The sequence below is a fragment of the Coleofasciculus chthonoplastes PCC 7420 genome, assembly GCF_000155555.1.
Taxonomy (GTDB): Bacteria; Cyanobacteriota; Cyanobacteriia; order Cyanobacteriales; family Coleofasciculaceae; genus Coleofasciculus; species Coleofasciculus chthonoplastes_A.
Genome location: NZ_DS989879.1, coordinates 1 through 21241 on the forward strand (window position 1 = coordinate 1; position 21241 = coordinate 21241).

Annotated in this window: 17 protein-coding genes and 1 pseudogene; 13 read left to right on the forward strand and 5 right to left on the reverse strand. The window is 46.6% G+C overall.

The window, feature by feature from the left end; all coding sequences use genetic code 11:
- The 3 genes from MC7420_RS33230 to MC7420_RS33240 form a co-directional block, all read right to left on the reverse strand.
- On the reverse strand, nucleotides 1-695 hold a 695-nt coding region (locus MC7420_RS33230; protein ID WP_006106251.1), incomplete at its 3' end, for a Uma2 family endonuclease.
- Nucleotides 696-1197: 502 nt separating this feature from the next.
- On the reverse strand, nucleotides 1198-6060 hold the full coding sequence (locus tag MC7420_RS33235) for a WD40 repeat domain-containing protein (protein WP_006106229.1): 4863 nt from the start codon (nucleotides 6058-6060) through the stop codon (nucleotides 1198-1200).
- A gap of 434 nt (nucleotides 6061-6494) precedes the next feature.
- Nucleotides 6495-7823, reverse strand: coding sequence for a P-loop NTPase fold protein (locus tag MC7420_RS33240; protein WP_044211141.1), 1329 nt, complete (start codon nucleotides 7821-7823; stop codon nucleotides 6495-6497).
- A 326-nt stretch (nucleotides 7824-8149) separates the two neighbouring features.
- Here MC7420_RS33240 and MC7420_RS33245 point away from each other — a divergent pair, with 326 nt between their 5' ends.
- The 5 genes from MC7420_RS33245 (at nucleotide 8150) to MC7420_RS33260 (ending at nucleotide 12267) form a co-directional block, all read left to right on the forward strand.
- Nucleotides 8150-8974, forward strand: coding sequence for a cell division protein FtsQ/DivIB (locus MC7420_RS33245; RefSeq protein WP_006106266.1), 825 nt, complete (start codon nucleotides 8150-8152; stop codon nucleotides 8972-8974).
- A complete protein-coding gene (locus MC7420_RS40960) occupies nucleotides 8967-9110 on the forward strand; it encodes a hypothetical protein (protein ID WP_157453437.1) in 144 nt (47 codons plus the stop codon). The genes MC7420_RS33245 and MC7420_RS40960 overlap by 8 nt, the downstream gene beginning before the upstream one ends.
- A 54-nt stretch (nucleotides 9111-9164) precedes the next feature.
- Nucleotides 9165-10433 (forward strand): cell division protein FtsZ, encoded by a 1269-nt coding sequence (ftsZ, locus tag MC7420_RS33250; protein WP_044211143.1) that lies wholly within the window; start codon nucleotides 9165-9167, stop codon nucleotides 10431-10433.
- A gap of 179 nt (nucleotides 10434-10612) precedes the next feature.
- A complete protein-coding gene (gene thiD / locus MC7420_RS33255) occupies nucleotides 10613-11413 on the forward strand; it encodes a bifunctional hydroxymethylpyrimidine kinase/phosphomethylpyrimidine kinase (protein WP_006106230.1) in 801 nt (266 codons plus the stop codon).
- Between the two features lie 245 nt (nucleotides 11414-11658).
- Nucleotides 11659-12267 carry a hypothetical protein gene (locus tag MC7420_RS33260; RefSeq protein ID WP_006106269.1) on the forward strand — a complete coding sequence of 203 codons (609 nt, stop codon included), beginning with the start codon at nucleotides 11659-11661 and terminating at the stop codon, nucleotides 12265-12267.
- 35 nt (nucleotides 12268-12302) lie between these two features.
- Here MC7420_RS33260 and MC7420_RS33265 read toward each other — a convergent pair whose 3' ends face one another.
- Nucleotides 12303-12707 carry an NIL domain-containing protein gene (locus MC7420_RS33265; RefSeq protein ID WP_006106245.1) on the reverse strand — a complete coding sequence of 135 codons (405 nt, stop codon included), beginning with the start codon at nucleotides 12705-12707 and terminating at the stop codon, nucleotides 12303-12305.
- A 70-nt stretch (nucleotides 12708-12777) separates the two neighbouring features.
- Here MC7420_RS33265 and MC7420_RS33270 point away from each other — a divergent pair, with 70 nt between their 5' ends.
- From MC7420_RS33270 to MC7420_RS33290, 6 genes and pseudogenes are all read left to right on the forward strand, one after another.
- On the forward strand, nucleotides 12778-13377 hold the full coding sequence (locus tag MC7420_RS33270; protein WP_006106252.1) for a thioredoxin family protein: 600 nt from the start codon (nucleotides 12778-12780) through the stop codon (nucleotides 13375-13377).
- 194 nt (nucleotides 13378-13571) lie between these two features.
- Nucleotides 13572-13865, forward strand: a complete 294-nt coding sequence (locus MC7420_RS33275; RefSeq protein ID WP_044211150.1) for a hypothetical protein — start codon at nucleotides 13572-13574, stop codon at nucleotides 13863-13865.
- A 266-nt stretch (nucleotides 13866-14131) separates the two neighbouring features.
- Nucleotides 14132-14371, forward strand: coding sequence for a hypothetical protein (locus MC7420_RS37600; protein WP_006106247.1), 240 nt, complete (start codon nucleotides 14132-14134; stop codon nucleotides 14369-14371).
- 305 nt (nucleotides 14372-14676) lie between these two features.
- Nucleotides 14677-15192 carry a hypothetical protein gene (locus tag MC7420_RS33280; RefSeq protein WP_006106275.1) on the forward strand — a complete coding sequence of 172 codons (516 nt, stop codon included), beginning with the start codon at nucleotides 14677-14679 and terminating at the stop codon, nucleotides 15190-15192.
- 98 nt (nucleotides 15193-15290) lie between these two features.
- Nucleotides 15291-15743 (forward strand): annotated as a pseudogene (locus MC7420_RS33285) (nitroreductase family protein); the annotation flags it as partial.
- Nucleotides 15744-16026: 283 nt separating this feature from the next.
- Nucleotides 16027-16572: an EF-hand domain-containing protein gene (locus MC7420_RS33290; protein WP_006106273.1), complete on the forward strand. Its 546-nt coding sequence runs from the start codon at nucleotides 16027-16029 to the stop codon at nucleotides 16570-16572.
- Nucleotides 16573-16739: 167 nt separating this feature from the next.
- Here MC7420_RS33290 and MC7420_RS33295 read toward each other — a convergent pair whose 3' ends face one another.
- Complete coding sequence (locus MC7420_RS33295; RefSeq protein WP_006106236.1) at nucleotides 16740-17126, reverse strand: hypothetical protein; 387 nt, start codon at nucleotides 17124-17126, stop codon at nucleotides 16740-16742.
- 401 nt (nucleotides 17127-17527) lie between these two features.
- Here MC7420_RS33295 and MC7420_RS33300 point away from each other — a divergent pair, with 401 nt between their 5' ends.
- Both MC7420_RS33300 and glpK read left to right on the forward strand, forming a co-directional pair.
- Entirely contained in the window at nucleotides 17528-18679 is a 1152-nt protein-coding gene (locus MC7420_RS33300; protein WP_157453438.1) for a nucleotide-binding protein, read from the forward strand.
- Between the two features lie 765 nt (nucleotides 18680-19444).
- A complete protein-coding gene (glpK, locus tag MC7420_RS33305) occupies nucleotides 19445-20959 on the forward strand; it encodes a glycerol kinase GlpK (protein WP_006106270.1) in 1515 nt (504 codons plus the stop codon).
- Nucleotides 20960-21241 lie beyond the last annotated feature (282 nt).

Consider the following 21241-nt stretch of genomic DNA (forward strand, 5'->3'; position numbering starts at 1 on the left):
CGTTCTTGTTCGGCTCGCTGGCGTTCTTGTTCGGCTCGCTGGCGTTCTTGTTCGGCTCGTTCCTCCCCCGTCAACAGCAAGTTTCCCTCGCTATCCCACCACCGCAACCAGGGAAGTTCGGCGTTTTTGTAGTGTCCTTGCCAAATGCCAAGTTCTACTCCTAGAGGTGAAATCGGGTAGTGTCCGCGATCATTAGCTGGTAGTAAATGGTAGCGCCCCTCGACCAGATGATAGACTTCTACACTGGATCGGGTTACTTCGTAAATACCGTAGAAAGGGACGTGAATGGCTTGTTCGTAAACCCAGAATTTCCCTTCGTAGGGAGTGCGATCTCGTTCGTCCTGACCATTACCAGAGACAAATTCTAATACGATGAGGGGAGAAACGATTTCCTGCCAAAGCACGTAGGAGCGCCGCATTTGACCCTCAAGAGTCGGTGGTACGTTGGGAACATAAAACCAGTCGGGGGCTTCGGCTCCGCGTTCGGGTGGGTCGGTTAAACGCCAGTAGATACCGCTGTCTTGACCGATACAGTAGCGCTCGTCGGGGTGCAGTTGTTGGAGAATCGGCTCGATGGATTCGGTTAATAGAATGCTTTGAGGATGTTCTTGGAAATTTTTCACAAACGTACCATCCGATTCTGGGAGTTGGGTGTGATCGGGTAAAGTTGTGGGGAATTCAGATATGGCTTTCATAGTTTTGATGCTAACTTCGCCTCTTTGTCATTATTGTAGGTTGGGTTGACGTAAGGAAACCCAACAATGATTGATCTTGGCGAACTGTCGGGATCTCTACAGACAGTTTGGGTTATTTTGAAAGCACACTAAGTTTAAGAAAGCCCTCAACTAAAGTTGGGGCTAAAAGCTTAAACCCGTTGAAACGGGTTCAAAGGTTCCCCTAGTGCAGCGGGCATAAAAATACTTGAGCAGCTTCATAGATACGATGAAGTAGGGGGAGCAGGGGGAGCAGAGGCAGCAGGGGAAGCGGGGGAAGCGGGGGGAGATAAGCTGTTCAGTTATTTCTGCCTTCTTGCACTAGTAAGCTCGATTCATGCCAAAAACCGTAATCAGCAGGCTCGGAAAAATGAAGCAACGGGTCAATTGTAGGGGCGGGTTTAGGAACTAGCGCTAGCTTGTTACTAATCAATGAACAACGAAACCCGCCCTATTCAGAAATAACCTTTCAACATTAGCTATTTCATTTTTCACGGGCGATGGGTTGGCAAAGCTCACGGTTACTCTGTTTAACATCAGGATTATGATTGAGATAATCTTGCAGCCAATTGCAACTTTTTGCTAACAGTTCCTCCAAGTCTAAATTCCAAACAATTGCGGTATTATCTTCAGTACCGACAGCTAATGCCTGACCATCCTGACTCCAATTTACACTCGTGACGCGCCCCTCCTCAGCTTCCCATGTTTTCACTAAAGTGTCATCTAGTCGCCAGATTTGTACCCGATTATCCCAGCTTGTTGTTGCCAGAATATTTCCTCTAGGACTAAACTCAACCCGCGCCACACTATCGGTAGATCCTTTCAGGGTTGTTTGCAGTTCACCCTGGCGATTCCAGAGTTTGACAGTATTGTCATAACTAGCTGACGCTAATAACTGGGAGTCGGCGGAGAAGCTAACATCTAACACCCAATTACTATGACCTTTCAACGTTTTCAACAATTCTCCCTGACGATTCCAGAGTTTGACGGTTTGGTCATCACTAGCAGACGCCAAGATCTGACCATCGGGACTAAAAGTTACCCCATTGACGCGGGATTGATGTCCTTTTAAGGTTTTCATCAAAACTCCATCTCGTGTCCAAAGTTTAATCGTTTTATCTCGACTGGCGGAGACAAGGGTTTGCGAATCAGGACTAAAACTGACATCCAACACCCAATCCTGATGACTGCTCAATACCTTAATCAAGTCTCCCTCTCTATTCCACAGCCGAATCGTACCATCTCGACTGGCTGAGGCAAGGCGTTCCCCGTCAGGACTAAAGCTAACACTATAAATTCGTTCCGTATGTCCGTTTAAGGTGTGCAAAAGTTGACCAAAACGATCCCAAATTTTGACAGTTTTATCGTTACTCGCCGTAGCTATCCGTTCTCCATTGGGAGAAAAGGTCACATCTCGCACATCATCATCATGCCCGCGTAAAATGAGCTGAGACTGTTGCCGCAGTTCCCAAAGTTTGATGGTTTTATCATAACTGGCAGAAGCGAGGACGACGGGAGTTGCTAATGTGTCTGCGGTTTCTTTTGCTTGTTTTGTGGGACTAAAACTGACAGCGGTTACTCTATCGCTGTGTCCTTTAAAGGTTTTCAGTAATTTACCATCACGATTCCACAGTCTTACCGTATTATCGGCACTTGCTGCTGCAATCAACTGACTGTCAGCGCTGAAGGTTACGTTTAATACCCAGCGTTCCGGTTGGGAGAGGGTTTTAATAAGTTTACCCTGAGTATCCCACAATTTCACGGTGCGATCATCGCTAGCTGAGGCAATGAATTTACCATCGGGACTAAATGCCACACTGTTAACCTTACCCTGATGTCCGGTGAGCGTTTTCCATAATTGACCGTCTTTTGTCCACAATTTGATGGTTTGATCGCTTCCGGCTGACGCTAGCATCTCACCATTGGGACTAAAGCTAACCCACTGCGCTGCTTTTTTATGGGCTGAAAGGGTATGAATTAACTCGCCATCCACTCGCCACAGGCGCACCGTACCATCCGCACCTGTGGAGGCTAGGTGTTCACCGTCGGGACTAAACCTAACGCTATAAACATAACCTTTATGCCCTGTCAACGTTTGGACAAGGGTGCCATCCCGACGCCACAGCTTGACTGTACCATCCCAACTACTGGATGCAATTAGCTGACTATCTGGACTAAAGGAAACACTGGTAATGCTATCTTGATGCCCTTGCAGAGTCGTGACTAATGTACCATCAGGACGCCACAATTTTACCGTGCGATCGCGGCTGGCTGAGGCAATCAGTTCTCCATCAGGGGAAAAGCTGACATCCCAGACGATATCACTATGTCCTTCTAACCGATTTCGCTCGGTTATGGAGTCTACGGCTTGAGAGAGGGCGGCAATCACTTGTAGGTGGGTATCGGGTTTAACCCCGACAGCAACCTGCTTAAGCTGTCTTGCGCCTCTGAGCGCTTCCAGCAGCGCATCAAACTCTTTTCCAGAAGCAAATAGGGCTTCTGAGGAAGCACTAATCGCCGCTAGTTGGGCATTAAAGGTTAGAGTCGCGGCGCGTCGGCGTTGCACCTCAGCCCGCCATCCTAACCCCCCAGCCGTAACCGCCAGCACTGCCATTGCTGTACCGACTGCGATCGCCCGGAGTCGCTGTTTGCGAACTCGTAAGAGTTCCATCTGACTATGCTTCAGCCGTGTCACCAGTGTCTGCTTGCGGCGTTTTTTGTAATGGTGACGGATGGGGGCGACTAAGTAATCGTGAACTAGCTGATATTGATCCTCGGGTTCGTCAGGTAGGCGAAATAACAACCCTGAGCCAACTAAAATCTCCAGAATTAGAGAAAGTGAGGATGGCGGGTTGACAATTGATGGGGATGGTGTATGTCCCATATCTAAGTCTTTTGTCCCGGATTCCAACTCAATTTGAGTTTTCAAGGGACGAGTCCCTCGGTCATCTGTCAGGGAAAATAAGACTTGCCAAACTGTCTCTTGATTCTCAGATCCACAATCAGCAATAGCATTCAAGAGCCAGCGTTCGACTAAAGTGGCTTTCGGATTCGTGCCTAAGGCTTGGTATTGCGCCAGAGTGGTAATTTTTTCCGTTTGCAGTTGCATCCCCACCACCTGTAATTCAATCAGTCGCACGCTTTCGGTGGGTGAGGCTAAATCCTGAACTAGGGCATCAATTAGGGCGTCGTCTAACTTAAACTGAGACCCTGAAGCCAGAGTGGAAATGACATTTTTCGCTTCCCGTGGGGACAAATCCCCCAAGTGGTAGCGAAGTTGTCGATCCAGAATATTGTTGTTAATCGCACTCAAATTCGTGTAGCGTTCGCATTCAAGCAGGTAATGCAGGTAATCTTCCCGCAGGGATAAAATAACTTTGACAAAGGGAAGATTCAGACAATGCTCTAAAAATTCATAGAACTGGCGTCGCTGTTCTAATTCCGTACAGACGAAAAAAAATTCTTCAAATTGATCAAAAATTAGCACGATCAGGATATTGCCATCAGCCGCCTGCTGTAATTGATTGACACAGGTTGCCAGTTGGCTTAGGGGTTGGGGATCTAACGCCGTATCCGATGAGGGATTAGAGGTACAGCCTAAGGCATGGTTGAGTTGTCGAGAAAACTCTGCTTGCCAATCGCTGTAGACTTTCTGCACCACGGGGATCACCTCTCTAGCGCTAATCGTGCGACTCTCTAAGGCAGGGACTAATCCGGCGTGAATTAAAGAACTTTTACCTACCCCAGAGGAACCATGAATTACCGTTAGTTTGTGATCATTGCGGCTGAGGCGTTCCAAGAGTCGATTTACATCCGGCAATCGCCCAGCCGCCGCTATTTCCAGGGGTGATAATTGTGGTTGGTGTCGCCCAGAGAGTAAGGGTGCTGCACCAAGAAAGGTAAAAAAGCCATACTGTTGTTCCAGGGAGCGTTGTTTTTGCTTGAGTTCAAAGGCTCGTAGGTATTGCTGGTGATCGAAGTAGAGCGATCGCAGTTCTTGGAGAATGTCCAGATAAAGCTGGGGAGACTGATGAGGCGCGTTTGGCAGTAACCCCTCTACCGTTAACGCCGCCTCTAAATCCGCGATCGCCGCTGCTGATTCCCCCAGTTGACGCTGGGCTTTGGCACGGATCAGTAAGTACCATCCCTGATGCTGAGGTTGAGATAAGTGAGACTGATCCAAAATATCTAACGCTGTTTGGACGAAGACTTTGGCATCCTCCCAGTTGGATTCTTCTAATGCCACCGCTGCCAAAAAACCATAAGCTTGGGGTAATTGAGCCACATTGTCTTGGGTTTGAGACTGCGCCAACGACTGAAGTGCCAGCGCTTGTAAATCTGCCCAATTTTGCAGGTTTTGCAAGACTTCACCCAGTTGAATGGTTAAGTGGGCAACCCAATCCAAGCGTCCCGCCGTCGTAAAGGCGTCAATCCCTGCTTGCCAAAATTCTCTAGCTTTCTCCCAACTTCTATACTTATGACTTGGGTGTAATTGAGCTTGACGACAATAACACCAACCCAGATGACACTGTAAGATGCCAATCCGTTCTAAGGATTGTTGATCAGCGCCATCGGAGACAGCACAGGTAATCTGTTGCCAAACATCTAGACTCCGTTGATACTGTTCCAGAGCCACCTCAATCAAGTCATGTTTAAAGGCATCTCTGGCTAAAATAAACTGCCATGTCGCATAGTGGGCAGGTTCTAGATTCACACCACGCCCCTGCAAATCCCGTAATGCGGATTCGAGTTCTTGACGACGCTGACATCCCGGCGACAGCTTGAGCGCTTCGTTGGACAAAAATTCACCGACACTTTTCTCTAAAAGCGTGGTAAACAGTTCCTCAGTTGTGTGTTGCCATAAGTCCAACAACTCGGCGGTTGCCAGTTCAAATTTAATCGACGTTGCCGCCCAACTCTTAAAATCAGGAGCAAATCGGGCTAATTTGTGGAGTAATTCATCAGTGACCCATAAAACGATAGGAAAGCTAAAACTTTTCGGAAATTCGTCGCGTACCTGATTGGTAGAGATTAAGACTGGATCAATTGCGGTCACGGATTCCAGACCAAATACGAGCAGGACAGATAAGTCCTCTTTCGCGATCGCGTCTAGGATAACCGTATATAAGGTTTGACTGGACTCTTGAAGCACTAACTGTTTCAAGGGAATTCCTGTCAGCCCTTGGAGTTGCTGGCACATCGGTTGTTTGCAGCACTCATAGTTGCAGCGGACTAAAATCAGGGCAAATTGTCCTTCCGACAGGGTGATTGCCCGAGCCAGGGTAGATAGTGAACGCTCATTGGCTAAGACTATTTCTTCGGCTCTCTCTCTCTCTTTCTCCTTCATTCCTATCAAAATGTGACTACTCCTAGGTGGCTATCGTCGAGTAAGCTGGTGTTAATAAGGGACTTTAAATACAAAGGCTAAAAAACAGAAAACCAACCAATAAGACCTCTATTGGCTTCGGCGGATGGATCTGCTATTTTAATGACAGATCTTTTATTAAAGCGTATCTTTGATAAGATAAAAGCTATTTATTGAGAAATTTAACCCACTTCTAAAATCACAACTTAGACGCAGACAATTTAACAAGTTTTAATAGAATTAAACAGTGAGATCAACTGATAAAAATCGTGACAAAATTTTATAGTAAATGTGACTTGGATCACTGATTTGTCATTCGTTATTCGTCATTCGTTTACTCCCTCAGCTCCCTCAGCTCCCTCAGCTCCCTCATCTTCCCCAGCTCCCCCAGCTCCCCCAGCTCCCCCAGCTCCCCATCAAGCACTCACATCAGCAACCGATTTAAACCGAGCAGTCTCGGCTAAAGCTGGGTTTACTCCAAACCAACGACCCAAGTCATCGCGGTATTCATAGACAAACATACTGCGTAGCAGAGTTTGATATTCTTTTTCCCCGCGAATGGACTGCTGCTGAACCACCTGAAAGAGTAACTGCCATTCCGCATCCTCAACCGCTAACGCCAGATCGTCCCGGTATCCCTTAATCACACTCTCTAAGCATTCGCGAGAAAAGGGTGGATCTTCTTGTTGCAGGCAGTTATACAGCAGTCCCAACAAGTTGCGAATGTGACCCCCACTAATCCGACAGATGCGATCCAGGGTTTCGGGACTGTCAAAAACCTCTGAGATTAAATTTAAGCGCTCTTCTGGAGGAACCTGGGGAAACGCACGGGCTAAAACCAGTTGTCGGAGTAATGCCATTCCTTGCGGAAACTCCCGCCCATCTCGATACCAGATCGGCACCATAGGTAACACTTTAGGAGCCACACCCCCGCCCAAGCGATTCTTCAGGGTTTCATACTCGTTAGAGAACATCAGCGCTAAGGGGATGGTATAAACCAGATGACAGCGTAAGCGTCGCAATTGAGAGCCGCGATCAATGAACAGGTACTCAGGCTGCGATCGCCCCGCGTGAACCGGTCGGGGATCAACCCGATCCAAGTTGTCTATAATGACGACTAACCCTTGTTTACCTCGTTGTTTGAGCTTTTTAATCGCCGGTTCAATGATTTCAGTATTAATCGCCTGCAAAATCCCTTGAGTACGAGGCTCTAGGTGTTGTCTGATCTGTTCGCGCAATTGAGGACTATCTTTGGTTTTGGCAGTGACTTTGGCAATACCGACGGACAGTTCAGCCGCTACATCCACATCGATAGGCGTCTGTAAAAAATCATTAATCTCGTTGAAGAGTTTGTTAAAGTACCGGGGTTGGAGACGAATCCCGATCGCTTCGAGATTTTCACTCACCGACCGAGCGATGCTGAGTAAAATATCGCTAATATCAACATCTGCCATGTCCAAGTCTTGAGATGACTCAAAATAGACAACGTGAAATTCTTCCGCCTCTAACTGAGCCTTCAAGCGAAACAATTCTGTAGACTTACCACAGCCAATATGTCCCGTAAAAAGCTGACAGGTAGGTTCATCGGGCGAAAGTCGTGCGATCGTGCGTCCTAAGGCTTCGATAATTTTGCCGCCCCGCACAGACGAAAAATTAATATAGTACTGACGATCCTCTGGATTGCCCATCACTAGAGTTCTAGCTGGGTTACAAGCTTTGAAAAAAGTAGGTAGATGCAGTTTCATAAAGCAAGACTCTTGAGTCACCTGATTCAAGTAGAGCGTAAATCATTGACCGAACCCTTATACGTAGGGGTAATACCCCCTTTAGGGTCTAATGGCTTGGATTTGATCCCTCAGGTAGAGTAGAGGATGAGTGAGATAAGGGAGATGGGGAAGATGAGGGAGATGGGAAAGATAAGGGAGATGGGAAAGATAAGGGAGATTATGTAGGGGCGGGTTTCACTACTATCTTTTCGGTTACACCCAGATGTAACTAAACCCGCCCCGACTGTACGTAGCTTGCTTCTTGTCGGGAGCGAGTATGACGAATGACAAATGACAAATGACGAATGACGAATAACATTGCATCAGTTTCCCAAGCCCAAATCAGTAATCGGCGACAACAGCTAAGACGCGCACGCCGAATTAAATTTTTTCAGGCGCTGTGGCGATCGCTTATGGTAGGCGGTATGGCTAGCGGTTTGATTTGGACGATTAGCTTACCCGATTGGGTAATTCGCCAACCGGAACAAATTGACATTGAGGGGAATCAATTTCTCTCAACTCAGGCGATTCGATCGCTGCTCCCCTTATCCTATCCTCAATCCCTCTGGCGAGTGGAACCCCAAGCGATCGCAGAATCTCTCGAAAATACCGCACCCATTGCTGAAGCGACAGTAACTCGTCAACTTATGCCTCCGGGGTTGATCATTCAAGTCCAAGAACGCCAACCTGTTGCGATCGCCCAGGGGCAAACTCAGACAACCTCAGAACCGGGCTTTTTGGATGAACGAGGCGTCTGGATGCCCCAGAGTAGCTATCGTTCTCTCAAAGCCAATGTCGAGTTACCCACGCTGCAAGTGCGGGGTCAGAATGAACACTATCGTCCATACTGGTCGCAAGTGTATCCGGCTGTCCACCACTCTCCCGTCAAAATCCTGGAGATTGATTGGCGCAACCCAGCCAATTTAATCTTGAAAACCGAATTAGGAAATGTGCATTTAGGAGCTGATAGTTCCCAATTGGCGGAACAACTGGCAGTTTTGGATCGCATGAGACAATTACCCACTCAGCTTCAAGCCAGCCAAATCGCCTATATTGATCTTAAAAACCCAGACCGTCCGGTGATTCAGATGAAGACGGCAAGTGAAACCCCTAAACCGGATCATGACTAACCATGGCGGTAATAGTGGTATAAAAGAAAATTCAGCTATGCCCATTTGGGCAACTCTTGAGGAGAGTACCCTTCAAGAGTATTTACAACAAACCGGGGTGTTCGTTGGTTTTTCAATCGACTTACCCTATAGTTGACTCAGATTGTTACATATAACTGATAAAGTTGATTATCAACCCTGACCTATTCCAATGACGCTTAATAGTAAACTAGGGCTTGTCCATCAAAGCTCTCCGATAACGCTGAATACCGATCTTTCAGTTGGAGCGGAGAATACCCATCCCTTCAGCAACTCTGGGTTGCAGTTTAGTCAACCCCATGATTATGATTCCAAAGGGATTCCCAGGGAAGACGCGAGGAGCGACAACATTTTGCCAGGTAGTGTTGCCAGAATTAAAGTTGTTGGTGTTGGTGGTGGAGGCGGCAACGCTGTCAATCGGATGATTGCCAGTGAAGTGGCTGGGATCGAGTTTTGGTCAATTAATACCGATTCTCAAGCCCTTTCCCAAAACTCCGCCGCCAAACGCTTGCAGGTGGGTCAAAAGTTGACACGGGGACTCGGTGCGGGGGGAAATCCCGCCATTGGTCAAAAAGCAGCAGAAGAATCTCGCGATGAAATTGCCCAAGCCTTAGCCGAGTCCGATTTGGTTTTCATTACAGCCGGGATGGGTGGCGGTACAGGAACGGGTGCAGCACCGATTGTGGCAGAAATCGCCAAGGAAATGGGCGCGTTAACGGTGGGCGTAGTCACTCGCCCGTTTACCTTTGAAGGACGCCGCCGCACGTCTCAAGCGGAGGAAGGGATTGCCGCACTGCAAAGCCGAGTTGATACTCTAATCGTGATTCCCAATAATAAGCTGTTGTCGGTGATTTCTGAACAAACACCGGTTCAAGATGCGTTTAGAGTTGCCGATGATATCCTGCGTCAAGGTGTACAAGGGATTTCAGATATTATCACCGTTCCAGGGTTAGTGAATGTCGATTTTGCTGATGTGCGAGCTGTTATGGCAGACGCGGGTTCAGCGTTAATGGGAATTGGTGTAGGTTCCGGTAAATCCCGCGCTAGAGAAGCGGCGGTGGCAGCGATTTCCTCGCCCCTGCTGGAGTCGTCGGTGGAAGGCGCTAGAGGGGTAGTTTTTAATATTACCGGGGGTAGTGATCTGACGCTACACGAAGTTAATGCGGCGGCGGAAACAATTTACGAGGTGGTTGATCCCAACGCTAATATTATTTTTGGTGCTGTGATTGATGACAGGCTTCAAGGTGAAATTAGAATTACGGTGATTGCCACGGGATTTAGTGGTGAAGCGCCACCGCCCCCACCTGTCAACGAAGTTCCCCGTTATACACGACCGATTACACCGAGACCTAATCCGCCAACCCCTGCACCAGAACCGAAAAGCCGACCGGGACTAGATATTCCCGAATTTTTGCAACGGCGTCGTTTTCCCAGAAGCTAGTACGAGAAGGTAGGGGAGCTGGGGAAGCTGGGGAAGCTGGGGAAGCTGGGGAAGCTGGGGGAGCTGGGGAAGCTGGGGAAGCTGGGGAAGCTGGGGAAGCTGGGGGAGCTGGGGAAGCTGGGGAAGCTGGGGGAGCGAAGTATCAAACCTCAAAACCCATAACTCAAAACTCATAACTGATGCAAGTACCAGTAGCGCTGACAATAGCCGGATCAGATAGCGGCGGTGGGGCAGGAATTCAGGCAGACTTGAAAACCTATGCCTTTCACCGAGTTCATGGTGCGAGTGTCCTGACTTGTGTCACCGCCCAGAATACTCAAGGGGTCAACCGCGTTGATGCTTTGCCAGTCGCCGCCGTTGTTGCTCAAATTGAGGCAGTGGTGGGCGATATGGGGATTCAGGCGACCAAAACGGGTATGTTACTCAATGCTGAGATTATTAATGCTGTAGTGTCTCAGGTTAAGAGTTTCCAGCTTGACCCCCTGGTGGTTGATCCGGTGATGGTATCCCGCACAGGAGACCAACTGATTGATGATCAGGCGATAACGTCTTTGCGAGAGGGTTTGATTCCTCTGGCAACGATAGTGACACCCAATCGTTATGAAGCTCAATTACTTAGTGGTTTAGAGATTCATACCCTTGATGATATGCGATCGGCTGCCCAACGCATTTATCAACTGGGAGCAAACGCTGTTTTAGTTAAGGGCGGTGCGATGAAGGGTGATCTGTGTGGGGTCGATGTCTGGTTTGATGGGTCTCAGTTCTACACCCTGAAAACGATGTTGATTGAAACCAAGAATAATCACGGCACAGGTTGTACACTCAGTAGTGCGATCGCGGCGAATTTGGCGATGGGCAAAAACCCACTCACCGCCGTGCAGAAGGCAAAGGAGTATGTGACAACAGCACTCCAATACGCCCTCGATATTGGTCAAGGATATGGACCTGTGGGGCATTTTTTCCCATTATTGCCCTCTTGATGACCGGAAATGGCAAAACCATGGAGTTAATGTTAAATAGCATAGGCTTCTTTCCTAAAGAGGCGAATAGTGTAAGATAGGCGTCGTATAATTAATGCCACAGTTATAGAGCTAGGAGTTCATCAGAAGTCGGTTACGACTATTCCTAGATAAGAACGAAACTTTTGTCAGGAACCCCACGGCTATAGGTTCCGAGGGCATCGAAATTTCCCGCACCTGACCAGCCTAAGACCTACGCGGTCTACATGAATTCTAATTCCCCAATTAATCCTTCTATGCAAAATCCGCCAACCGACCGTTATACCCCGTCAACCGCCGCCAATAATTATTGCCCTTCAGTGCCAATCTCTGTATACCGGGAACTGGCGGCTGAGTTACAAGCAGCCCAAGCGATGTTGGATTCCCTCAATGGTCAAAATAAGCAGTTGGTCAAACAAAACCAAAAACTGCGCCAAGAAGTGGAAAAAGTGCTGCAATCGAGCCAACATCTTCAGCAGGTAGTGGATTCATTGACACCCGTTACCGGGGTGGAAATGCCTCGACGCCAATCGATTCCTTCAGAATCCCATCCCACCCCGTCAATCCCTAAATCATCTAAATCACCTAAATCAGCTCCCTCTAGGGTAGGGGTTGAGGTTCCCCCTCCTCATCCCCAGTTAGACCCCCTTTCCTCGCCTTACAGAGAAAGTTTCGTCATTGAACAGGAAGACTCTCGTTCCCGGCGTACATCCGCCTCTGAGGGTCACAGAGAGGTCAATGGTTGGTTTTTAGTCTTAGCCATCGTGTTGATTGTACTCAGTGCCTTTGGTGCAGGTTTTCTGATTGTACGACCCTTATTAAATAACAATCGTTAATTGTCCGATGACGAATGACATAAACAAATGACGAATTAAAGATTCGTAGAAATTGCCTGAACCGGACAAGTAGGGATACACTGCTCACAGACAATACAACGCGATCGCGTAAAGTTGAGTCGAAAGTCATCGGGATTGAGGGTTAAGGCTTCTGTGGGACACACACCCGTACACAATCCACAATCGACACAACTGGTTTCGTCAATCAAGATTTCTCGGTCAATCAGGGATACATTGATATCGTGCGATCGCATCCACTCAATGGCAGCATCAAGCTGATCGATATCTCCTGAGAGTTCCACCACGAGTTTGCCAATTTGATTGGGGGCAACTTGAGCGCGGATAATATTGGCGGCGACATTGAAATCCTTTGCCAGTCGGTAGGTTACTGGCATTTGGACTGTGCGTTTTGGAAAGGTGAGGGTTAGCCGTTTTTTCATGGTCTTGTTAGCCTATGGACAGCATCGTTTTGATGAAAATTGACAAGTTGTAACTTAAATTGCGTTAAACATGACCGCGAATTCCCCAGACTCCGGCTCTCCATCTCCCCAGACACCTAAAGCAAGTCTCAGCTCTCGGCTGAGAAATTTTATAATTGCCCTAGTCGCCATCATTCTTGGCGTTGCCCTATTCTTAGGATTACAAACACAGACGGGTTCGGCTTCTCTCGATGCCCAAGCTGAGGAATCCACGCCCCTAGAAGTTGCCATGAGTAATGGCAAGCCAACCTTAATGGAGTTCTATGCTAACTGGTGTACTACTTGTCAAGCCATGGCGCAAGACTTGGGGGAATTGAAACAACAGTACACCGACTCGGTTAATTTTGTGATGCTGAATGTGGATAACAGCAAGTGGTTACCCGAAATTCTCAACTACCGAGTCGATGGTATCCCCCATTTTGTGTTTTTAGACGCCCAAGGCGAAGCCATTGCCCAAACGATTGGGGAACAACCTCGCCCAGTTTTAGAGGCGAACTTAGAAGCCTTGGTCGCTGACCTACCTTTACCCTATACTCAAGGCGATGGACAAGTCTCTACATTTAAAGCGCCTGTATCATCGTCAAAGACGTCTCCAGATGATCCTCGGAGTCATGGCAGTCAGGTTAATTAGCCAACACCGTTTAACGTGAACGGTTAGGAGCATCATTTGTTCTTTGCCTTATGTCTTATGTAGGAGTTTGAGGGAAACCCTTGCCAAAAAAAAATCTACCAATAGTAAAGTTTTCGTTACAGAGTTTTGGAGGCAGAGGCTTCACTCTATTATCTTGGAGATGGGAGAGCTATTAGGCTACTAGGAGGATAAGAATGGCAGATCAACACTCCCCAGCCAATTACACCAGCGCAGACTTAGAGAAGGCGGCACTCAGCCGATTTCGTTCTCTTATATCGTTTCTACCTAAAAATTGTAAATTATTTCGAGAACTCTGGAACCGTTCCACAGTATTATGCTTAGACTTTGAAAATTGCCCTAACCTTCTTGATCAGGTTATGGGTCAATCTTTTTTACTACTACTCGTCGCCCATTACTTAGGATTAGCGGACTCTGTACTTTTCCGAAGAGGTAAAAAGGTAATGGGATGGATGACTATGATGACCTAGCACATTCATTCAATAACCCCAGTTAGGCTGCCACGTCGTTGGTTGGCAAATCAAGCGTTATGTCAAGATTGGGCAAATTATAACCCTTACACAGGATAAATGACAAAGGCTATAGCTTGCTTCTTGTCGGGAGCGAGTATGACGATTCCAGCTTGAACTTTAATTGTGTCCACTGACTTGGGTAATTGCAGAATCTGTAACGATTGCTACTGTGCTGCCTATGAGTTTAATGAACCATAGACTTGAGTTATTTCTGCTGTAGTTTTATGACGCTGATACTTTGGTCAATAACGTTAATCATTGCCTTAATAGCCGTTTATCTCAGTCTTAAAGTTACTGAAGAAATAGAACGAGTTGCTGCTGTACTCACTGCATTAATCTGTCTGATATTTTGCTTGTTTTTTGCTCCGTTGCCGATAAAAATAGCAATTCTACTCCTTCTCCTCCTTAGTCTCAATTACACGGTTAACTTGATTAGTCGATATATTTCATCTGACTCTGATTAACACAACTCAATCTGGGTTAACTACTCCCTGTTGGAATAGGGAGAAGGCTCCAAGGCAGGGGGTAGAGGGTAAGTAGGTGGACATAATTAACGTGAACGGTGAAGAACTCGCTCCCTTGAGAAGCAAGCTACGTTTATGTAGCGTGCCGTTTTATTTTGTCCGATTACTTAGAGGGCAGAAGGCAGAGGGTAAAAGGGTAATGCTTTCTCCCTCTAAAAATTAAAAATTTTCCTGACATTATTACCTGGTACTGTTAATGATAATATTGACGTGATGTAAATTAGGTAAAACGTTCAGGATAAATCATGAATAAGAAGAATCTGCTTCGCAATATTCTCATCGGTACAGGTGTGGCTGCGGTTGGTGGTATTGGGACAAAAATGGCGGTTGATTATTTACGCAACCGAGACCAAGAAGAAGTGGTTGATGAAAGTCAAGAAGAAGCAGAACCTGCATCTGAAGAAGAAGTTGCTTATGCGACAGTCGCTACGGATTCGGTACAAGGTTTTCTCGATGCTAGCTTTGGTGATGAAGGTCGTTATACGCCCACTCGTCCGCCTAAGGTTTTCGAGTATCAGGGACAACAATACATGGTGATTTGGGCTTACGACAATCAGAAAGATAAAAATCAAATGTTGGCATTTGCTTACACCGATGAAGGGCGGAAAATGATTGCTAGTGTGGGGTATACAGCCGATACGACTGATTATAATGTGAACTTAGAAGATACGCCATTCTGTGTTGATGTAAATGGAGAACAAGTTACATCAGGACAAGGTGAAACCTCTGGCGCCGAAGATGTGGATTTTGTTTTAGCTTAAGCTAAATTGAATTGAGTCTAATATTACCAGTTGTGGTAGGATGAGGTGGTTTAAACAACCACCTTATTTAATTTATTTGTCGTTATCCTAAAAATCGAATGACTAGCGATTTACAACCCACCTTAAACGTACAAACGGCTATTGAACAACGTCGTGCGGCGCGTTCTTTTCGTCCGGATACGATTCCGGAGGCTATTTTAACAGAAATATTTCGCTTAGGCGTGCGATCGCCCTCCGGTTACAACCTACAACCCTGGCGATTTGTAGTGGTGCGGGAAGCGGCGAATCGGGAAAAACTCAAAGCCTGTGCCTTTAATCAGCGTCAGGTGGGGGAAGCTCCATTAATATTAATTTGTTGTGGCGATCGCCGCATCAACCAAAAGGAGTATATTGAGTCTGTGATTCAATTGGGACAAGAAGCTGGTGCAATGAATGACGCCTATGCTGATACGTTGCGATCGGCGGTTCCTCAGTTATTTGAAAATAAACCCTGTTTTGACTCCATAGAAGCCTGGACAAATCACCATACGATGTTAGCTGTGGCGCATTTAAATCGCTCAATCCCTTGATGAGTCAGTGTTTTTCTTCACTATTGCCTATTGCCTATTGCAAGAAAGCCTAGCGCGTAGCGCTATAGCTTTTATTGTGTCCACCTACTTACCACAACGGGAATCAGCACAGGGCAGTTTGTGTTTATCGGCTGGATATTTGACGTTGTTGCTCAAGGTAGCATCGATTATTAGCTCTTCCGACTACCCATAAGTCTCTGTGACCTAGAGAAATGATATTGTAGAGACGTTGCCTGCAATGTCTCTACTCTCAGAGGGGAAACTTATGCTGACTGAACTACAAACGCGCAAACTGACTAAATTTTTCAGTATGCACGATGCCAAGTTTGATGGGGCTTTAGCTTATCAAGATTTTGAAAATATTATAAAAAAGTTAGCCGCATTAAGACACTGGGGTTCGCGTTCCCCTAGGTATCAAATTTTACTGAATAACTGTAATCGCAACTGGGAAGAATTGAAACGAGATGCAGATATAACCCACAATAAAAAAGTTAGCTTAGAAGAATGGTTATCCTACTATTCTATTATTTTAAATGATGAAGAGAAATACCTGCACAACATCCATTTCTTTATGGAATTAGTTTTCGAGGTGTTTGACAAAGATGAAGATGGAAAAATTAGCCAAGCAGAGTGGGCAGGGATTTTAAGTGTTTACAATGTATCGCCTGTTTATGCTCCACGAGTATTTCCTAAATTAGATACCAATCAGGATGGTTTTTTAAGCAAAGAGGAAGTCCTGCAACTCATTCGTGAGTTTTTCTACAGCGACAATCCAGACGTGCCAGCTAACGAGATGTTTGGACCTTATTGATGTAGAGGTGTGGGGGAGCAGGGGAGCAAAAGTTTATTGCTGGTACGTAGTTGTTTCAGCCGTTAAATCTCTCCTAAACTTTATGACGACAGCTATAATTCAAACCTAAAAACACAGACGTAGCCTGCTACGTCTGTACTTAAGTTATTTTTCTATTTTGTCTATCCTTAGACAGCGCCGGGTCCTCGACCACGCTCATCTTTTTCCATCGTCAACTCGCCTTGGCGTTCTTCATCGAGTTGTTGCAGTTCTTGGCGGCGTTTAGCCGTCTCTTGTTCTTCTTTTTGGCGCAAGTCACCCGGTTCGTTGACATACATTTCGGGTTCAACGGCAAAGTTATTCACCAAGCCTTCGTTGTCTACGGTATATCCCTCAGTGGTGTTGATACTATCAGGATTGGTTTGCTGATCTTCCGTAACCTTCGTCTTATAGTTATCTCCTTCCCGTTCATGACGGGCGGCTGTTTCCGCCGGAACCAGGTTTCTGTCGTAGTTTTCGTATTTAATTTGCTCTTTTGTCTTAGCTTGGCGATCTGAAGGATTTGTCGGATTCATATATAAGTCCTCGAAAAGCATCAATATGTATGTATTTCACTTTCCAAGTTACAGAAGAATTAATTGACGCACATCCCTCTGGCGAGTTAAATTAAGTTCACTTTACAGGTGTTTAGCACAAATGCATCCCTCTATGGGCTTAAACTTTAAAGAGAGATGGGGTTGTAGAAACGTGCCATGGCACGTCTGGGAGATGAGAGTGGGTTGAGTAACATCAGGCTCAATGATCAATCAGCAGAAACGTGGGGCAATTGGTGATAAAAGTTACAATAGTCCAGAGAGTCGGTCAAAAACAAGGGTTGACGTATTGAACAAGATATGTGTAAGTAAAAACAACACTTTATTTGCTCTGCCATCCCCGTTTTGACTTATTACTTATTACTTATTACTTGCTCGTAGTTATGTCATCATCTCGAAAGCCGCCTTATATGAGAGACTTTGCTCAGTTTGAGCAACATGTGGCAACGATTTTTCAGAACGAGGGGTGGACTGTTACCACTCCCGACCCCAAGCCGCCAGAGTATGATTTAGTGGTTAGCAAAGAGGGTCAAACGGGTGCGGTTCATCTGAAATGGTTGATCAGTAATGTCCAAAAACCGCAAATACTCCGATTCCTAGGCTTTTTAGAATCGAAAGCGGGTCAAGACTTTAACTGTGGTTTTTTTATCACGACTAAAGGCTATGGTGCGCCCGCCAATGCTTTAATTCGCTCTTGGGGGTCAGACGCTAAAATCCAATGTGGAATTGCAGCAGACACCCAAATTCTCTGGGTGAATGAGGATGAATTACCGCCGCCAGAACCGCCGAAACCGGGTAAAATTTATGTTGGCGTTTTTACCTGCAAAGGTGGCGTCGGCAAAACCACCGTATCTGCTCATTTAGCGGGTGCTTTTGCCCTAGAGGGATTTAATGTGGCGCTCGTCGATTTAGACCCAGAACAAAACCTGCAAAAGCTACTAGGCGATGGGGTGGATGTTCCCCGACCTAGAGGTGTTGGCGCGAGTACCTATATTGCGGTCTATGATTGGCGTGAGTGGCATGAAGATGCAGCACGGGATTGTAAAATGGTCGTTTGTGATTGTTCCCCTGCCTTAGAACGTAATCCCAAAGAGCTGGTGAGTCAATTTGACTATTGCATTATTCCCACCACCTTAAATCCCTTGGGACTGAACAAACATGGTCAAGTGATTAAGGATACGGTAAGAGGAATCCGAGAACTTAATCAACAAGCTCACCTATTTGTGTTAGTCAATAATTTCAAATATCCCGGCTCTAAACGGCGATTGCGGTTACTCAGAGATACGTTTTTGGATACGTATAATGAGGTCAAAGCCATCGATCATAAGTTCCACTGCATTGATCCCAAATACGCTTGTATTCGCTCTAGTGATCAACTGTATTATTGGGGAATTCATTTACTGGAAAATCCTGACGAAGCTCGCAGTGAGTTAGCGTTTAAACTGGTGGGCGGAATTTGTTATCCCCGCGATGATTTTATTAACCTTGCCGATTATATTGAACGGGAAGCGGGGTTAGGGATTCTCCGGAATTAAGAGCAGGGGGAGCAGGGGAAGCAGGGGAAGCAGGGGAAGCAGGGGGAGATGGGTAAGAGAATTTAGTGACATACTCCTACACCAACCTGAGTACAGGTATGGTGTAGGCTTCCAAGACAATCCGACTATTGTTTAGGAGACTCTTGGCTTTATTAACGACACGGGATGCCCCTCCGCGCCGGAACAATACAAAGATGTGTTCATACCTCTGTACTGCTAGAATTTTACCCGCCCACAGATGCGACTACGAGTAGTCGGTTTCTGGACGGAACCCCATATTCGGTGGTTGTCAAGGTTCAATGCACAGGCAAGCGATTAGCTTTTAATTTTGTTTAACCTATACGCTACAATCGTAGGACATTGAAAGCACATTGACAACTATGAAACAGGTAACAACACGAGTATCAAATAGAGAATATGAACACCTCGCCAAGTTTTGTCAAGTAACGGAAAGAACTCAATCCGATGTTATTCGTGAGTTGATACGCAGGTTGTCAATCTCAGGGGTGTTGAACCCCATCGATTGACCGCCTATCCATCTCACGCCAATTTGAGTACAAATATGGCGTGAGGCTTCCGGCGTTCAGCTAAGGACGAATGACGAATGACGTAGCTTGCTTCTCGCGATAGCGAGTATGACGAATGACATAAGACATTTGCTGTCAACGCAAAGAAAGACTACAGAGAGTAGCCGAGTGTCCGCATAACCTGGTAAATCTGTACTCAACCCTATTTGGGGTTTAGCTGTAAATTTATAAGATTGCGATGACGACTAACGCGAAATACGTCCTAGCCCTTGACCTCGGTACCACGGGGAACCGAGCCATTCTATTTGACAAGCAAGGTGCGATCGCGGGACAAGTTTATCAGGAATTCACCCAACACTACCCCCAACCCGGTTGGTTGGAACATGATCCCCAGGAAATTTGGCGGGATACTCGTGACTGTATGCAGCAAGTCTTAAAGGATAAGGGGGTTTCGGCTTCGGAAATTGCGGCGATTGGTTTAACCGTACAGCGTGAAACCTGTTTACTCTGGGATAAAACCACAGGGGAACCCTTGCATAATGCGATCGTTTGGCAGGATCGACGCACCGCCGCCCGATGTCGGGAGTTAAGCCAACAGGGGCATGATGCGGATATTCAACAACGTACAGGATTAGTCCTGGATGCTTATTTCTCAGCCACGAAGTTAGAATGGCTGCTGAATTGGGTGCGTCAGGAAAAACCGGATACGAATTTTGATAATGTCTTAGCAGGCACTATTGATACCTGGATTCTCTGGAATCTCACCGGGGGCAAAGTCCACGTTACCGATCACAGTAATGCCAGCCGCACCATGCTGATGAATCTCGCTAATCAGGATTGGGATCACAGCCTCTTGGATTTATTTGGCATTCCGGCTCAGATTTTGCCCCAAATTCAACCCAGTATGGGACTGTTTGGTAAAACTGAATCCAGTTTGTTAGGGGAAGAAATTCCAATTATGGCGATTTTCGGGGATCAACAAGCGGCACTGTTTGCCCACGGTTGCGATCGCCCGGGTATGCTCAAATGTACGTATGGTACAGGCTGCTTCTTAATTTCCTATACGGGCAAAGAAGTGACGCGATCGGGCAATCGACTCCTTTCCACTGTCGCCTGGACAAAAGCGGCAAATGGCAGTGGCACTGATGTAGCTTTTGCCCTAGAAGGGGCGATGTTCACCACCGGGGCTTGTATTCAGTGGCTACGAGATGGTTTACAACTGATTGAGTCGGCTGCCGAAACTGAACCCCTAGCGCGTCAAGTCGAAGATACCAATGGCATCTATTTTGTGCCCGCCCTCAGTGGTTTGGGTGCCCCCCACTGGGATATGAGTGCCAGAGGTGCATTTCTCGGTATTACAGGCGGTGTCAAGCGGGAACATATGGTACGGGCGGTATTGGAATCAATCGCTTATCAAGTTCGAGAAGTCGTTGATGCCATGAACAAAGATGGCGACACCCCCATCGAACTCCTGAAAGTAGACGGTGGTGCGTCTCAGAATGACTTCTTAATGCAGTTTCAAGCCGATGTCCTTAACATCCCAGTAGAACGCCCCGCCGTTCTTGATGCGACAGCGCAAGGTGCGGCATTTGGTGCAGGTTTAGCCGTTGGTTTTTGGGATGATTACCATAAGCTCGTTAACCAAACCTCCATCGAACGGACATTTGAACCAGGAGATGGCACAAAAGTTGCCCAGGATAATTTTATCAGTTGGCAGAAAGCCGTTGAACGCGCCAAGAATTGGGTGAAGTGACATCTTCCCACAGCGGAATTTCTGATTCACCTTACTTAGGCTTCCCCGCCCTCACAGTCGGCGGGGTGGTTCATGTCTAAGTACAAATCATCGAACTTAATTATAAATATAACTAATGCTGATTAATCAGGGGTTTAATCCGTCAATAGCTCTAATCAAAAATCCAGTAAACCCTTGTCAACACCGTCATTGACTGGGATAATCATGCCGCACATATCTGGACACTAACGGCTTGATAGACCTATAAGAATAACTGATTTAATATTCAATTAACACTTTCAT

Excerpts from the sequence above, each read along its gene's own strand:
- MC7420_RS33235 (WP_006106229.1), bottom strand. The coding sequence starts at position 6,060 with ATGAAGGAGAAAGAGAGAGAGAGAGCCGAAGAAATAGTCTTAGCCAAT.
- MC7420_RS33240 (WP_044211141.1), bottom strand. The coding sequence starts at position 7,823 with ATGAAACTGCATCTACCTACTTTTTTCAAAGCTTGTAACCCAGCTAGA.
- MC7420_RS33245 (WP_006106266.1), top strand. The coding sequence starts at position 8,150 with ATGACGAATAACATTGCATCAGTTTCCCAAGCCCAAATCAGTAATCGG.
- MC7420_RS40960 (WP_157453437.1), top strand. The coding sequence starts at position 8,967 with ATGACTAACCATGGCGGTAATAGTGGTATAAAAGAAAATTCAGCTATG.
- ftsZ (WP_044211143.1), top strand. The coding sequence starts at position 9,165 with ATGACGCTTAATAGTAAACTAGGGCTTGTCCATCAAAGCTCTCCGATA.
- thiD (WP_006106230.1), top strand. The coding sequence starts at position 10,613 with ATGCAAGTACCAGTAGCGCTGACAATAGCCGGATCAGATAGCGGCGGT.
- MC7420_RS33260 (WP_006106269.1), top strand. The coding sequence starts at position 11,659 with ATGAATTCTAATTCCCCAATTAATCCTTCTATGCAAAATCCGCCAACC.
- MC7420_RS33265 (WP_006106245.1), bottom strand. The coding sequence starts at position 12,707 with ATGAAAAAACGGCTAACCCTCACCTTTCCAAAACGCACAGTCCAAATG.
- MC7420_RS33270 (WP_006106252.1), top strand. The coding sequence starts at position 12,778 with ATGACCGCGAATTCCCCAGACTCCGGCTCTCCATCTCCCCAGACACCT.
- MC7420_RS33275 (WP_044211150.1), top strand. The coding sequence starts at position 13,572 with ATGGCAGATCAACACTCCCCAGCCAATTACACCAGCGCAGACTTAGAG.
- MC7420_RS37600 (WP_006106247.1), top strand. The coding sequence starts at position 14,132 with ATGACGCTGATACTTTGGTCAATAACGTTAATCATTGCCTTAATAGCC.
- MC7420_RS33280 (WP_006106275.1), top strand. The coding sequence starts at position 14,677 with ATGAATAAGAAGAATCTGCTTCGCAATATTCTCATCGGTACAGGTGTG.
- MC7420_RS33290 (WP_006106273.1), top strand. The coding sequence starts at position 16,027 with ATGCTGACTGAACTACAAACGCGCAAACTGACTAAATTTTTCAGTATG.
- MC7420_RS33295 (WP_006106236.1), bottom strand. The coding sequence starts at position 17,126 with ATGAATCCGACAAATCCTTCAGATCGCCAAGCTAAGACAAAAGAGCAA.
- MC7420_RS33300 (WP_157453438.1), top strand. The coding sequence starts at position 17,528 with ATGTCATCATCTCGAAAGCCGCCTTATATGAGAGACTTTGCTCAGTTT.
- glpK (WP_006106270.1), top strand. The coding sequence starts at position 19,445 with ATGACGACTAACGCGAAATACGTCCTAGCCCTTGACCTCGGTACCACG.